The following is a 13,646-nucleotide window of genomic DNA, read 5'->3' as shown; positions in this document are numbered from 1 at the left end:
GACCTCGGTGCGTTCAATGCGGTGCCGTCAGGCCATCGGATGCGGCGCACCCGTGCGCGTGATGCGCCCGTTGGCATCGAAGATGTGGGCCGCCGCGACGTCGATGTCGACGCCGACACGGTCACCGGCACGCAGCGCGGTGCGGCTGTTCTGGCGCGCCACCAACATCGCGCCGCCTTCGGTGGAGACATAGATCAGCGTCTCGGCGCCGAGCGCCTCGACCAGCTCGACGGTGCCCTGCACCGCGCCCGAGCCGGCATGGGCCAGCGTCAGGCATTCCGGGCGCAGGCCGACGAAGCCTTCGGCCGGCACCGGCAGGCCGTACTGGCCGGCCAGCTGCGGCACCGCCTTGGCGGCCACCACGTTCATCTGCGGCGTGCCGATGAACTGGGCGACGAACTGGTTGGCGGGCCGGTCATAGAGTTCCAGCGGCGTGCCGACCTGTTCGATCAGGCCGTCGCGCAGCACCACCACGCGGTCGGCCAGCGTCATCGCCTCGACCTGGTCGTGTGTCACGTAGATCGTGGTCGCGCCGAGGTCGCGGTGCAGCTTGGCAATCTCCACGCGGGTCTGGCCGCGCAGGGCCGCATCGAGGTTGGACAGCGGCTCGTCGAACAGGAAGACCTTGGGCGCGCGCACGATGGCGCGGCCGATGGCCACGCGCTGGCGCTGGCCGCCCGAGAGTTCCTTGGGCGTGCGCTGCAGATAGGGCGTCAGGTTGAGGATCTTCGCGGCGCGGTCGACCTTGTCGCGGATCGTGGCCTCGTCGACCTTGGCGAGCTTGAGCGCGAAGCTCATGTTCTCGTAGACGCTCATGTGCGGGTAGAGCGCGTAGCTCTGGAACACCATCGCGAGGTCACGCTTGGACGAGGGCAGGTGCGTGATGTCGCGCCCGTCGAGCACCAGCTTGCCGCCGTCGATGTGTTCGAGACCGGCGATCAGGCGCAGCAGCGTCGACTTGCCGCAGCCCGAAGGGCCGACGAACACGATGAACTCGCCCTGGTTGATCGTCAGGTCCACGCCCTTGATGGCGCGGTGGCTGCCGAAGAACTTCTCGATGCCCTGGAGTTGAAGGTAGGCCATGGAATGACTCCTGATTCGTTGCGCGTGGATCACGTGCTTACTTGACGGCGCCGAAGGTCAAGCCTTGGACCAATTGCTTTTGACTGAACCAGCCGAACACCACGATGGGCGCAATGGCCATCAGCGAGGCGGCGGACAGCTTGGCCCAGAACAGGCCCTCGGGGCTGGAGTAGCTGGCGATCAGCGCGGCCAGCGTGCCGGCCTTGGCAGCTGTCAACGTGAGGCTCCAGAAGGCCTCGTTCCAGCTCAGCACCAGGCACAGCAGGCCCGTCGAGGCGAAGCTGCCCATCGACAGCGGCAGCAGCACCTGGCGCGCTTCCTGCCACAGCGTCGCGCCGTCCATGCGGGCGGCTTCGAGGATGTCGCGCGGGATCTCCTTGAAGCCGGTGTAAAGCATCCACACCATGATCGGCAGGTTGCTCAGCGTGAAGATCAGCGTCAGCCCGAGCCGGCTGTCGAGCAGGCCGCTCCACTGCGCCATCACGTAGATGGGCATCAGCGCACCGACGGCCGGCATCATCTTCGTGGACAGCATCCACATCAGCACGTCCTTGGTGTGGCGGCCGCGGAAGAAGGCCATCGAGTACGCAGCCGGCGCGGCCAGCGCCAGGCCCAGCAGGGTCGAGGCGACGCTGGTGATCAGCGAGTTCTTCGCGTACAGCAGGTAGTCGCTGCGTTCCTGGACCTCGTGGAAGTTCTCCAGCGTGGGCGTGAAGAACAGCAGCGGCGGCACCGAGATCGCCTGCAGTTCGGTCTTGAAGGCGGTCAGCACCAGCCAGCCGAGCGGGAAGAACAGCGTCAGGGTGACGAGCCAGGCGACCACGGTGCGGGCCACCAGGGTCGGGGTGAGCGTGGAAGGACGGGACATCGAGTTTGTCCTTATTTGTCGAGGTTCTTGCCGACCAGGCGGATCAGGAAGGCGGCGGCGATGTTGGCCAGCAGAACCGCGAACAGCGCCCCTGCGGAGGCCACGCCGGCATCGAAGTTCAGCAACGCCTGCTTGAAGATCAGGAAGGCGACGTTGGTCGACGCATCACCCGGACCACCGCCGGTCGTCGTGTAGATCTCGGCGAAGACCGACAGCAGGAAGATCAGCTCGATCATCACGACCACCGCGACCGATCGGGCCATGTGCGGCAGGTAGAGGTAGCGCAGCTGCTGCAGGTAGGTGGCACCGTCCATGCGCGCGGCTTCGAGCTGCTCGCGGTCCATGCTCTGCAGCGCGGTGATGAAGATCAGCGTGGCGAACGGCAACCATTGCCAGGCCACCATGATGATCACGGAGAGCAGCGGGAAGTCGGTCAGCCAGTCGACCGGCGTGGCACCGAAGAACTGCCAGACCTGCGCCAGCACGCCGTAGATCGGGTTCATCATCATGTGCTTCCACAGCAGCGCATTGACCGTGGGCATGACGAAGAAGGGCGAGATCAGCAGGATGCGCACGAGGCCGCGGCCGGGGAAGGGTTCGTCGATCAGCAGCGCGATCGCGACACCCATCAGCACCGTGATGACGATGACGCTGCCCAGCAGCAGCAGCGTGTTGATCACCGCGACGCCGAAGGACGGGTCGGTGACGAAGAATTCGAAGTTCTCGAGTCCGATGAAGCCGGTGTTCTCGGGCTGCATCAGGTTGTAGCGGATGACGCTGAAGTAGATCGTCATCACCAGCGGGACGATCATCCACAGGAAGAGCGTGCTGACGGCCGGCAGCATCAGCAGGCGCGGCACGAGGCGCGAGGCGGAACGGGACATGAGCGGGTCTCTGGGCAGAAGTCGCACAGGCGCGCAGGCATGGCCCGCGCGCCTGGAAGACGGTCCGCCGGTGCAGGCACCGGCGGCGGCTCTTACTTGTAGTAGCCGGCCTTCTTCATTTCACGGTCGGCAGCGACCTGACCCGCCTTCAGCGCGTCGGCCACCGACTTCTTGCCCGCCAGCGCGGCACTGATTTCCTGGCCCACCGCCGTGCCGATGGCCTGGAACTCGGGGATGCCGGCGAACTGCACGCCCTGGTAGGGCGACTTCGGCAGCGTGGCGTCATGCACGTCGACCGTCTCGATGGCCTTCAGCTCCATCGCGCCGAACTTCGAGACCTTCTGGAACTCGGGGTAGGCGTAGGTCGACTTGCGGTTGCCGGTCGGCACCGTGATCCAGCCGTCGGTCTCGGCCACGAGCTTGATGTAGTCCTTGGACGTGGCCCAGTTGATGAACTTCTGCGCGGCCGCTTCCTTCTTGGTGCTGGCGGGAATCGCCAGGCCCCAGGACCACGAGTAGCCCTTGCCCTTGTCGGTCACGGCCACCGGCGCCTTGGCGAAGGCCACCGTGTCGGCGATCTTGCTGAACTTCGGATCCGACAGCGAACCGGCCGCGCTGGTCGCGTCGATCCACATGCCGCACTTGCCGCCGGCCATCAGGTTGAGGTTCTCGTTGAAGCCGTTGGCCGATGCGCCGGTCGGGCCGTACTTCTTCATCAGGTTCACGTAGAACGTGATCGCTTCCTGCCAGGGCTTGGAGTCGACCTGCGGCTTCCAGCTCATGTCGAACCACTGGCCGCCGTGCACGTTGACCAGCGTGGTCAGGTAGGCCATGTTCTCGCCCCAGCTCGGCTTGCCGCGCAGGCAGATGCCGAAGATGCCCTTCTCGGGGTTGTGTACCTTGGCGGCGAAGTTCTCGATGTCCTTGTAGGTGGGCTGCTCGGGCAGCGTCACGCCAGCGGCCTGGGCCAGGTCGCTGCGGTACATCGTGAACGAGCTTTCGCCGTAGAACGGGGCCGCGAACAGCTTGCCGTCGTGCGACATGCCACCGCGGATGCCGGGCAGCAGGTCGTCGATGTCGTAGGCGGCGTCGGTCTTGATCTCCTTGAGCCAGCCCTTCTTGCCCCACAGCGGCGTCTCGTACATGCCGATGGTCATGATGTCGAACTGGCCGCCCTTGGTGGCGATGTCCGTCGTCAGACGCTGGCGCAGCACCGTCTCTTCCAGCGTGACCCACTTGACCTTGATGTCGGGGTTCGCCTTCTCGAACACCGGCGTGAGCTTCTGCATCTCGATCATCTGACGGTTGTTGACCGTGGCCACGACGAGTTCGGTGGCGGCTTGAGCGGCACCGGCGCCGAAGGCTGCGCCGATCAGCGCGGCGAGAACTGCTTTCTTCATGTCATCTCCAATGTCAGGGCGTGTGAAGGCAAACAAGCCGCTTTCGCCCTTCCGGACGGCTTGCTGAGTGAAGGTCCGGAGGTCATCCGGCCAGGGGTTCGGCCTCTCGGCCGGGAAACAGGTGACGGGTCTGGCGTCAGGCGCGGCAGGCCGCCGCATAGGGCCTCAAGGCATCGCGGACACGGTCCAGCGTCAAGGCCTTCGGATCGGGCGACAGGCGCCCGGCCCGAACGGCGCGGTACTGCTCAGGAAGGTATTGGCTCAGCACGTTCTCGGGGATGCCGACGGCGGCCAGGTTGTCGAACAGGCGACGCGCCGCCGCGTCGATCTCGGCATCGGGCCAGTAGTAGCGCATCCGGTCGCTGTAGCTGTAGACCCGCTGCAGGCGCTGCTGGCGCGCATCGCCGTGGCAGTAGCGTTGCCAGGACTCGGGGCGCTCCAGCATCACGCGTTCGATCACCTGCCGAAGGCTGGAACGGCGGCCGTCGTCGACCAGGTCGTCCTCCATCGCGGCGAGCGCAAACAGCGCTTCCCGCAACGCGAAGGTCAGGCCGGGTCCGACCTTCAGGATCGCGAAGCCGTCGCGCACCAGGGCGGCCAGCGCGTCCGGACGCTGGTAGTCGGTCGAATGGGCTTCGAAGACCAGCCGGGTGTCGCCGTCCAGCACGGACGACAGCGTCCGGGCCGCCTCAGGCTGGTAGTCGACGACCCGTTCATGATCGAACTCCACGCCCGGCTGCACCACCAGCGCGATGACACGGCGCCAGGCGTCCTGCAGGCCGGCGGTCGCGAAGGCTTCCTCGTGCACGTCGACGGTCCGTCGGGCGGACGCTGGTGCCGTGACCTCGACATGGTCGAGTGCCTCGGCCGCACCACCCGGCACCGGCACCTCGGTGCCGATCACGTAGACCGGCCGCACGCCGTTCGCTGCCGCCTCGGCGGCGGCGCACAAGGCGGCGGCACGTTCGGCCACGACGCGGTCGTCGAGCACCGGCAGGTCATCGGCGCAGCGCATGCTGGCGTCGAGGTGCAGCTTGGTGAAGCCGGCGGCCGCATAGGCGGTGAGCATGTCCTTGGCCAGCGCCATGGCCTCGTGGGCCGGCTTGTCGCGCCACGGGTTGGGGCCCAGGTGGTCACCACCAAAGAGGATCCGATCGGCCGGCAGGCCGACCCGTGCGGCAATGTCCTGCACGAAGGTGATGAAGTCCGCCGGCTTCATGCCGGTGTAGCCGCCGAACTGGTCGACCTGGTTGGACGTGGCCTCGACCAGCAGCACGGTGCCGTCTTCCAGCGCCTGGTGCATGGCCGCCTCGATCACCAGCGGATGGGCCGAACAAACCGAGTAGATGCCGTCTCGCCGCCCGGCACGCCGGCCGCTGGCGAGTTCCTGCAGGAGCGAGGTCATGGCTCAGGCCTCCGTCGTCGACCGCGCGATCAGCGCGTCGAGCGTGGCGAAATCGGCCGTGCCCTCCATCGGACCGAGCTGGCCGACTGCGGACGCGCCAGCGGCATTGGCGTAGCGCAACGCCTGCTCGGGCGACTGGCCACGCAGGCGGCAGGTCGTGTAGGTCGCGCCGAAGCAGTCGCCCGCGCCGGTGGGATCCACCTCGATGGCTGGATAGGCCGGCGCGTCGATGCGGCCCTGGCTGCCGAAGTAGGTCGAGCCGTGGGATCCACGCTTGATGACGATCTCCTTCACGCCCAGCGCATGGATCTCCTTGACGGCACCGGCCTCGTCGGCCGCCTCGGCCAGCAGGGTCACCTCATGGCCGCTGGGCAGGAAGATGTCGGTGAACTCGAGCACGTAGCGCAGCGCGTCACGCATCTCGGGGATGCGCAGCATCTCCTTGCGCACGTTCGGGTCGAAGGAAATGGTGCCGCCCTGGGCCTTGACGATCTCGATGGCCTTCTTGGTCGCGTCGATGATGCGGAACGAGAACAGCGACGAGCCCATCACGTGCAGGTGCCGGCAGTCCTTCAGCACGTTGGCATCGACATGGCCGGCGTTGAGGTGGGACGACGCGCTGTTGACGATGTTGAAGACGAAGTCGCGTTCGCCGTCTTCGCGGTAGGTCACGAAGGCGCTGCCGGTGGTCGCCTGCTTGACGACGTGGATGGCGCCGGTGTCGACGCCGTCGCGCTTGAGGCGCTCGATGTTGAGCAGGCCGAAGTCGTCGTCGCCGACGCAGCCGATGATGCCGGCCGGCTGGCCCAGCTTGGCCACCTGGTCGATGAAGATCGCCGGCGCACCGCTGGCAAAGGGTCCCTTGAGCAGACCGGGTTCGCGGAAGGTCTGGCCGCGCCGGGTTGCCATGATCTCGACCAGGATCTCGCCCAAGGTCATGATCTTCGTCATCGTCTTGCTCCTGCTGCAACGTCTTTCGAATCGACGAATCTGTCTTTCGAGTCGAAAGTATGCGGAGCGACCTGAAAGAAGTCAATCAGCATCCTGGTCGGTGTTTTCCCTGGAGAAGGCCGGTTTCAAGCCGGGCAACGACGTCGATTGACAGCCCTCAGGTGCCTCGGCAGACTTTCATCTTGAGAGATACGGCTTTCATTCGAAAAACGAGAACCGAAGAACAAGATGCAAAGCGAAGGCAGCAGCACGCTGAAGCGCCGGCTGGCGATCGTCGACCTGGTCCGCAAGGACGGGGAAGCGCGGGTGGAGGACCTGAGCACGCGCCTGGGCGTGTCCTCGGTGACGATCCGCAGCGACCTGAACTACCTGGAGAACCAGGGCTACGTCGTGCGCGCCTTCGGCAAGGCGAAATACAACCCGGCGCTGCAGACCGGCGCCAGCCCGCAGCACGAGCCGGAGGCGGCGACCCACGGCGCGAGCGAGGCGGCGGTGGCCTCGGCGGCCTTGCGCTGGATCGAGGACGGCATGTCCGTCTTCCTCAGCAGCGGCGGCATCGCGATGCGCCTGCTGCCGCTGCTGGTGGCCCGTCAGGGGGTGGCGCTGACGGTGCACGACCTGGCGATGGCCTCGGTCGCCAGGAGCTTCCTGAGCTGCGAGCTGCACGTGACCGGCGGCCTGCACAGCGCCGACGAACCCGGCCTGCTCGGGCCGGGTGCCGAGCTGGGGCTGCTGTCACGCCCGGCCGACCTGAGCGTGATCGTGATCTCGGGCGTCGACACACGCGGCCGGGTGGTCTGCCGGCATCCGGGCGCGGCCCGGCTCTACAGCGCCGCCGTGCGGCACTCGACCAAGGCGATCGCGCTGGCCCTCAGCCCGGACTTCAGCGCGCTCGAAGGCCACCCCGTCTGCAGCCTGGGCGACCTGGCCGGCCTGACCGTCAACCACGACCTTGAACCCGCCGTCTTCGACCTGCTGTCCGAGCACCAGCTGCGCGTGCAGCGCAAGGCGGACGGGATCATCGAGTTCGTGCGGGCTTGAGCGGGTCTGCTCGCGGCAGGGGTTGCGGCAGGGGTCGCGGGCGGCGGGCCTTCAAGGCATCGATCAGCTCCCGAAGCCCCGGCGGCATCTGTCGCGCGGCCGGGTAGTAGAGGTGGAAGGCCGGCTCCCACGGCGACCAGTCCGGCAGCACCACCTGCAGGGTGCCGTCGCGCAAGGGACCGGCCAGCCTTTGCTCCAGGGCATAGGCGATGCCGTGCCCGGCGAGCGCCAGGTCCATGGCCAGCGCCGATTCGTTCACGCAGAGTTGCCCGGGCACCTCGATGGCCCGCCGGTCACCGTCCTTCGAGAACTCCCAGCGGTAGACGGTCCCCTCTCCGGTCCGGATCTGGATGCAGCGATGCGCCTTCAGGTCATCGGGCACCAGGATCGGTGACCGGCTCTTGAGGTAGCCGGGCGATGCCGCCGCGACCCAGCGCAAGCTGGCGCCGATCGGCACGGCGACGAAGTCTTCCGGCACGGTGCCGCCGAAGCGGATGCCCGCATCGAAGCCGGCCTCGACGATGTCGACCATCCTGTCGTCCACCGCGACCTCGACGGTGATCTCCGGGAAGTCCTCCAGGAAGCCGGGTAGCACATCGGCCAGCAACAGACGCGCGCCGTCGGCCAGCACGTTGAGTCGCAGACGACCGGCCGGCCGGTCGCGGTGGCGGTCCAGGTCCTGCAAGGCCCCGCCGATCTCGTCGAAGCCGATCGCGAGCCTGCCCGCCAGGGTGGCGCCCGCGTCCGTCGTGGCCACGGTGCGACTGGTCCGGTTGAACAGCCGGACGCCCAGTCGCTCTTCCAGGTTGCGCACGGCATGGCTGACGGCCGAAGGCGTGACGCCCAGTTCCACGGCCGCCTTGGTGAAGCTGCGCAGGCGGGCGACGACCATGAAGGCGTTCAGGTCGACGAGGTCGGTGCGGCCCAGCTTGGTGTACGGACGGGTGGGACGGGTGCTCAAGTTCAGTCTCCGATGGATGAGCCAGCTTCACAGAAGCATGCGGTCAATCTCTCAATAGACGCCATCATGGGCCTCTATCCTTCAATTCTGCTCAACATCACCCACCATCGATCGGACCACCCCCCATGCACCCCGCCATCAGACCGGACGGCCTGGCCGTCATCACCGGTGCCGCCGTCGGCATCGGCTACGCCATCGCCGAGCGGCTGGCTCGGGAGGGCATGCAGGTTCTGCTGTTCGACCGGGACGCAGCGGCCCTCGAACAGGCCATGAGCAGGCTCAGCAGCGACGGCCACGCTGACCGCATCCACGCCCTGGCGGGCGACGTCCGCGACGATGCGAGCCTGCAGCAGCTGTTCGAGCGCTCGCAGGCCATCGGCCCGGTCAGCCTGGTCGTCAACAACGCGGCGGTGCCCGACAAAGCGGGACCCTGGGGCCCGGTCGACGTCTGGCAGCGGCTCATGGACGTCAACTTCTGGTCCGCGCTGAACGTCCAGCAGCTGTTCGTCGAATCGCTGATCGCCCAGGGCACGCCGGCGGCCATCGTCAACCTGGGCTCGAAGGAAGGCATCACGACGCCCCCGGGCAACGCCGCCTATGCCGTGTCGAAGGCCGCGTTGCGCGTGCTGACCGAGCAACTGGCCCACGAGCTGCGTCAGCGCGTCGACCACGTCACCGCTCACCTACTCATCCCGGGCTACACCTTCACGCCGATGAACTTCCCCGGCATGACGGCCACGACCCCCAAGCCCGACGCGCCCTGGACCGCTGCGCAGGTCGCCGACCGGCTGGTCGAAGGTCTGGCCTCGGGCGAGTTCTACATCTTCTGTCAGGACAACGACGTGACACGGGAGCTCGACCAGTACCGCATGCAGTGGGCAGCCGACGACCTGATCCTGAACCGCCCGGCCCTGTCGCGCTGGCACCCGGACCACCGCGAGGCCTTCGCCCGGCAGATGCCGGCTGGGGCACGAAAGGAAGGCGCATGACCGCGACCGCCGAACGGGCGCAAGGCCGTGAACTGGCGCGTCCCGAAGGACACCGCCCTTCCCCGTTGACGCTGGTGCGCGAGGCGGTGAAGGCCAACCTGCTGCCCGGCCTGGTGCTCTGGCTCGCGCTCGGTGCCTTCCTGGTCGCCTATGGATCGAGCGACACCGTCAAGTCCGGCATGGCCGCATGGGCAGCTGCGAAGGCGCAAGGAGGGCTTGCGTTCGCCTTCCTGTCCTACGTCGTCTTCGCGGTGCTGCTGCCGGAGGCGCTCAGCCGCCTGGTCCTGCGCCAGCCGGCCACGCCGAACAGGGACCTGCTGTTTTCCGCACTGACGCTCGGCGTCACGGGCATGGCGGTCGACCTGTTCTACACCGGGCAGGCGTGGTGGTTCGGCGAAGGCACCGATGTGCTGACGATCATCAGGAAGACGCTGGTCGACCAGCTGCTGTTCGCGCCGCTCACGCAATGCTGCGTCCTGACAGCCTTCCTCTGGCATGAGGAAGGCAACTGGGCGAAGACCGCCGCACGCCTGCGCACGACGACCTTCTGGACGCAGAAGGTGCTGCCCCTGCAGGTGGCGCTCTGGTGCATCTGGCTGCCGAGCGTCATCGCCGTGTACTTCATGCCCTCGGCCCTGCAGTTCCCGGTGGTCTCGATGATCCTGAGCTTCTGGATGCTGATCTTCCGCTTCATCCACCGGGCCTGAGACCGGCTGGGCGATCAGTCCAGGCTCAAGCCGAACACGCGTTTCAGTTCGTCGATCTGAGCCTCGAACAGCCACCTGAGAAGTGCTGCCACACGCACACCTCGCTCGCCCCCCACTCTCCCCTCACTCGCCCCTCACTCGCACATCGCCCGCCAATCCTCCGGCACCGCCACCGCCTCGATCGCGTGCGGGTCGCTGCCGTCGCCCTTGCGGCGGGCGAAGACGCGGACTTCGGTGATCTCGACGAGGACGACGTCGGCGCGGCGGATCTGGTGCTTCATGACGAAGCTGCGGCGGCGCCATTCGCTGACGTGGCTCTCGATCTGCAGCACGTCGCCGTAGGAGGCCGGGCGCAGGAACTTCGCCTGCGTGTCGGCCAGCGGCGTGCCCAGGATGCCGCGCTCGCGTTCGGTGGTCTTCCAGTCGGGCAGGCCGCACTGGACGAAGAAGTGGCGGCTGGCCGCGTCGACCCAGCGGAAGAAGTTGGGAAACCAGACGATCTGCGCCGGGTCGCAGTCACCGAACTCGACGCGCAAGGTGTAGGTGTGGCTCTTCATGGCCCGTGACCTTATCAGCGCGTCGCCGGCTCGGCATCGGGCTGCGCGATGCCGAACAGCTCGGCCACCGCCTCGCGGTAGCGGTCCAGGCCGACCGCGTTGGTGTTGTGGTGCGAGCCGCCCTCGACCAGCACGTAGCGTTTGGGCTCTCGCGCGCGGTCGTACAGCGCGCGGCCCAGCTCGGGCGGGATCAGGCGGTCCTCGCTGCCATGCACGACCAGCAGCGGCGAGCCGATGTGCGCGACCTGCTCGACCGCCTCGAAGCGCTGCGTGATCAGCGGGCCGACCGGCAGCCAGCCCCAGCGGAACGTCGACACCACGTCGGGGATGGACGTGAAGGTGCCCTCGACGATCACGCCGGCCTCGTCCTGCACCTGCGCGGCCAGCGCCACGGCAATGGCGCCGCCGAGCGAATGGCCGAAGACGGTGCGGCTGCGGCCGGGCCGTTCGCGCGCCAGCCAGTCCCAGGCGGCGCGGGCGTCCTCGACGGCACTCTGCTCGGACGGCAGTTCGTCGGTGCTCAGGCCGAAGCCGCGGTAGTCGATGCCCAGCACGGCGTAGCCCAGGCTGTGCAGCCGGCGCATGCGCATCGCGCTGCTGCGCACGTTCCAGCGCGCGCCGTGCAGGTAGAGCAGCACGGGCGCGTCGGCGCGCGGCTGGTCCAGCCACAGGCCGTTCAGGCGCACGGGCCGGTCCTGGCGGTCGCGGTAGTCGATCCAGACCTCGTCCATGCCTTCGGCGGCAACAGCGCCACCGCCCCAGGTGGACTTGCCGGGCTGGAAGATCCAGGCGCGCTGGCGCTCGTCCAGGCTGGCGCAGCCCACCGTGACGGCTGCGCCCAGCAGGGTCAGCACGATCAGGGCGGTCGGTCGGAACAGGCGGCGCAGCGCCGGGATCAGCGGTTGAAAAGGCATCCGGCGATGTTCCCAGAACGGCCGTCAGCCCCGATCGCCACGGGGTTACCCGAGGATGGCGACGGTTGCCCGCTGCCGCTCAGATCGCCGCGCCCGGATCGTCGTTCTGGCATTCCCAGAACACCCGCGCGCGGCAGCGCGCGCAGACGGCCGGATCCAGCTGCGGGTGGATGGCGGCCAGCGCGCTGCGCTTGTCGGCATGCAGGTGACCGGGCCCGAGCCGGTCGAGAAAGCCGCTGCGCCGCCACAGCTCGATGACCTGCGGACGCGGCCGGTGGAAGTGCAGGTCGCCGCCCATCGCGCGGCGTTCGCGCAGCTCGCGCTCCCAGACCTCGGCGCCGGCGCTGTCCAGCGAGTTCATGCTCTTGGCCATGACCAGCAGATGGCGCGGCGCGGTCCCGGGCGTGGGCGACTGCCGCAAGGCGTGCAGGTGCTCGTCGACGTGCGAGGCGGCGCCGAAGTAGATCGAGCCCTCCATGCGCAGCAGGTGCAGCTGCGGGCATTCGGGCAGCGCGTCGGGCGTGTCGGCGCGGACGATGAAACGCCGTTCGGCGCCCGTGCGGTCGAAGCCCATCAGCCGCATCGCCGGCCGGGCGCTGCGGTAGAGGTAGACCAGCAGCGACAGGCCGGCGCCCAGCAGGATCGCGGTCTCCAGCCGCAGCCGCAGCGTCGCCACCAGCGTGGCCAGCGCGACGAAGAACTCGGCCCGGTCGATGCGCCAGACCTGCCGCCAGGCCGACAGGTCCAGCAGCGAAGCCGCCACCAGCAGCAACAGCCCGGCGATGGCCGCCCGCGGGATCTGCGCCAGCGCATCGGCCAGCAGCGCGACCAGCGCCAGCAGCAGCACCGCCGAGCCCACGGCGGCCAGCGGCGTGCGCGCGCCGGCCTGCAGGTTGGGCAAGGACCGGTTGAGCGAGCCGCACGACAGGTAACACTGCATCAGGCCGCCGACCACGTTGGACAGGCCCTGGCCGACGAACTCGCGGTTGACGTCCAGCCGCTGGCCCGAGCGTGCGGCCAGCACCTTGGCAATCGACAGCGACTGGCCCAGCGCGATGACCGACAGCGCGAGGGCCTTGTCGAACAGCTCGGCCAGTTCCTGGAAGCCGACCTGCGGCAGATGCGGACTCGGCCATGCGGAGGGCAGCGCGCCGGTGCGCACCAGCGGTGCCTGTTCCGGCCAGACCACCCCGGCCCAGGCGCCGGCCAGGCTCGCCAGCACCAGCCCGATCAGCAGGTGCGGGCTGCGCGCCCACACGCGTCGCGCCGCCCAGGCGGAGACCAGCGCCAGCGCCGCGACGGCCAGCGCCAGCGGGTGGCTGTCGGGCAGATGCCGGGCCAGTTGCCACAGCGTCGTCGCCGCGCCGAGGCCGGCCGGCACGCCGGATTCGGTCGCATCGCGCAGCGCGTGCAGGCCGATCAGCAAGGCCGCGCCACCGGTGAATCCCAGCAGCGCGGCCGGCGAGATGAAGTCGGCCAGCCGCCCCAGCCGCAAGGCGCCGACGCCCAGCTGGATCGCGCCCACCATCAGCGTGACCATCAGCGCCAGCTCGATGTAGTGCGCCGAGCCGGTCGCCGCCAGCGGCGCCAGCATGGCGGCCAGCGCCAGCGAGTTCGCGTTGGTCGGCCCGCTCATGACATGCCGGCTCGACCCGGCCAGCGCCGCGACGATGCACGGCACCACCGCCGAATACAGCCCGTACTGCGCCGGCAAACCCGCCAGCGCGGCAAACGCGATGCCCTGCGGCAACACCAGCAAGGCCCCGAGCAAGGCCGCCTGCGCATCGGCGCGAAGGCTGTCGCGATCGACCTCGAGGACCCAGTCGCCGAGCAGGTGGGACAGGCGTGAGCGCCAGGGCCGGGGATCGGTCGAGGTCATCGTGGCA

13 protein-coding genes are annotated in these 13,646 nt (G+C 68.4%); 3 read left to right on the top strand and 10 right to left on the bottom strand.

Annotation, left to right across the window (positions count from 1 at the left end; genetic code table 11):
* Positions 1-27 precede the first annotated feature (27 nt).
* From ACWA7K_RS20835 to ACWA7K_RS20810, 6 genes are all read right to left on the bottom strand, one after another.
* Entirely contained in the window at positions 28-1,083 is a 1,056-nt protein-coding gene (locus tag ACWA7K_RS20835; protein ID WP_456163899.1) for an ABC transporter ATP-binding protein, read from the bottom strand.
* A 37-nt stretch (positions 1,084-1,120) separates the two neighbouring features.
* Entirely contained in the window at positions 1,121-1,951 is an 831-nt protein-coding gene (locus ACWA7K_RS20830; RefSeq protein ID WP_456163897.1) for a carbohydrate ABC transporter permease, read from the bottom strand.
* An 11-nt stretch (positions 1,952-1,962) separates the two neighbouring features.
* Entirely contained in the window at positions 1,963-2,835 is an 873-nt protein-coding gene (locus ACWA7K_RS20825; protein ID WP_456163895.1) for a carbohydrate ABC transporter permease, read from the bottom strand.
* A 92-nt stretch (positions 2,836-2,927) separates the two neighbouring features.
* Positions 2,928-4,235, bottom strand: coding sequence for an ABC transporter substrate-binding protein (locus ACWA7K_RS20820; protein ID WP_456163893.1), 1,308 nt, complete (start codon positions 4,233-4,235; stop codon positions 2,928-2,930).
* Between the two features lie 136 nt (positions 4,236-4,371).
* The gene (locus tag ACWA7K_RS20815; protein ID WP_456163891.1) at positions 4,372-5,640 is read right to left on the bottom strand and encodes a D-tagatose-bisphosphate aldolase, class II, non-catalytic subunit; all 1,269 of its coding nucleotides are present in this window, start codon (positions 5,638-5,640) and stop codon (positions 4,372-4,374) included.
* Between the two features lie 3 nt (positions 5,641-5,643).
* On the bottom strand, positions 5,644-6,591 hold the full coding sequence (locus ACWA7K_RS20810) for a tagatose kinase (RefSeq protein ID WP_456163889.1): 948 nt from the start codon (positions 6,589-6,591) through the stop codon (positions 5,644-5,646).
* Between the two features lie 228 nt (positions 6,592-6,819).
* Here ACWA7K_RS20810 and ACWA7K_RS20805 point away from each other — a divergent pair, with 228 nt between their 5' ends.
* A complete protein-coding gene (locus ACWA7K_RS20805) occupies positions 6,820-7,632 on the top strand; it encodes a DeoR/GlpR family DNA-binding transcription regulator (RefSeq protein WP_456163887.1) in 813 nt (270 codons plus the stop codon).
* Here ACWA7K_RS20805 and ACWA7K_RS20800 read toward each other — a convergent pair.
* Complete coding sequence (locus ACWA7K_RS20800) at positions 7,610-8,593, bottom strand: LysR family transcriptional regulator (RefSeq protein ID WP_456163885.1); 984 nt, start codon at positions 8,591-8,593, stop codon at positions 7,610-7,612. The genes ACWA7K_RS20805 and ACWA7K_RS20800 overlap by 23 nt on opposite strands.
* Before the next feature lie 125 nt (positions 8,594-8,718).
* On the opposite strand from ACWA7K_RS20800, the gene ACWA7K_RS20795 reads away from it, so the two are divergent.
* Together ACWA7K_RS20795 and ACWA7K_RS20790 are read left to right on the top strand one after the other, a co-directional pair.
* A complete protein-coding gene (locus ACWA7K_RS20795; protein WP_456163883.1) occupies positions 8,719-9,582 on the top strand; it encodes an SDR family NAD(P)-dependent oxidoreductase in 864 nt (287 codons plus the stop codon).
* Positions 9,579-10,289 (top strand): hypothetical protein, encoded by a 711-nt coding sequence (locus tag ACWA7K_RS20790; protein WP_456163881.1) that lies wholly within the window; start codon positions 9,579-9,581, stop codon positions 10,287-10,289. Before ACWA7K_RS20795 ends, ACWA7K_RS20790 begins: the two co-directional genes overlap by 4 nt.
* Positions 10,290-10,423: 134 nt before the next feature.
* On the opposite strand, the gene ACWA7K_RS20785 is transcribed toward ACWA7K_RS20790, so the two are convergent.
* The 3 genes from ACWA7K_RS20785 to ACWA7K_RS20775 all read right to left on the bottom strand — a co-directional run bounded on the left by ACWA7K_RS20785 (position 10,424) and on the right by ACWA7K_RS20775 (position 13,639).
* Positions 10,424-10,846, bottom strand: coding sequence for an acyl-CoA thioesterase (locus ACWA7K_RS20785; RefSeq protein ID WP_456163879.1), 423 nt, complete (start codon positions 10,844-10,846; stop codon positions 10,424-10,426).
* A gap of 14 nt (positions 10,847-10,860) precedes the next feature.
* Positions 10,861-11,760, bottom strand: coding sequence for an alpha/beta hydrolase (locus ACWA7K_RS20780; protein WP_456210251.1), 900 nt, complete (start codon positions 11,758-11,760; stop codon positions 10,861-10,863).
* 79 nt (positions 11,761-11,839) lie between these two features.
* Positions 11,840-13,639, bottom strand: coding sequence for a SulP family inorganic anion transporter (locus ACWA7K_RS20775; protein ID WP_456163875.1), 1,800 nt, complete (start codon positions 13,637-13,639; stop codon positions 11,840-11,842).
* Positions 13,640-13,646 lie beyond the last annotated feature (7 nt).

The organism is Leptothrix mechoopdaensis (SeqCode), from assembly GCF_053893855.1.
This window is presented reverse-complemented; position numbering and strand designations above follow the sequence as displayed.

Coding starts and splice junctions, on each gene's coding strand:
- ACWA7K_RS20835 (WP_456163899.1), bottom strand. CDS start 1,083: ATGGCCTACCTTCAACTCCAGGGCATCGAGAAGTTCTTCGGCAGCCAC.
- ACWA7K_RS20810 (WP_456163889.1), bottom strand. CDS start 6,591: ATGACGAAGATCATGACCTTGGGCGAGATCCTGGTCGAGATCATGGCA.
- ACWA7K_RS20785 (WP_456163879.1), bottom strand. CDS start 10,846: ATGAAGAGCCACACCTACACCTTGCGCGTCGAGTTCGGTGACTGCGAC.
- ACWA7K_RS20815 (WP_456163891.1), bottom strand. CDS start 5,640: ATGACCTCGCTCCTGCAGGAACTCGCCAGCGGCCGGCGTGCCGGGCGG.
- ACWA7K_RS20830 (WP_456163897.1), bottom strand. CDS start 1,951: ATGTCCCGTCCTTCCACGCTCACCCCGACCCTGGTGGCCCGCACCGTG.
- ACWA7K_RS20790 (WP_456163881.1), top strand. CDS start 9,579: ATGACCGCGACCGCCGAACGGGCGCAAGGCCGTGAACTGGCGCGTCCC.
- ACWA7K_RS20820 (WP_456163893.1), bottom strand. CDS start 4,235: ATGAAGAAAGCAGTTCTCGCCGCGCTGATCGGCGCAGCCTTCGGCGCC.
- ACWA7K_RS20805 (WP_456163887.1), top strand. CDS start 6,820: ATGCAAAGCGAAGGCAGCAGCACGCTGAAGCGCCGGCTGGCGATCGTC.
- ACWA7K_RS20780 (WP_456210251.1), bottom strand. CDS start 11,760: ATGCCTTTTCAACCGCTGATCCCGGCGCTGCGCCGCCTGTTCCGACCG.
- ACWA7K_RS20795 (WP_456163883.1), top strand. CDS start 8,719: ATGCACCCCGCCATCAGACCGGACGGCCTGGCCGTCATCACCGGTGCC.
- ACWA7K_RS20775 (WP_456163875.1), bottom strand. CDS start 13,639: ATGACCTCGACCGATCCCCGGCCCTGGCGCTCACGCCTGTCCCACCTG.
- ACWA7K_RS20825 (WP_456163895.1), bottom strand. CDS start 2,835: ATGTCCCGTTCCGCCTCGCGCCTCGTGCCGCGCCTGCTGATGCTGCCG.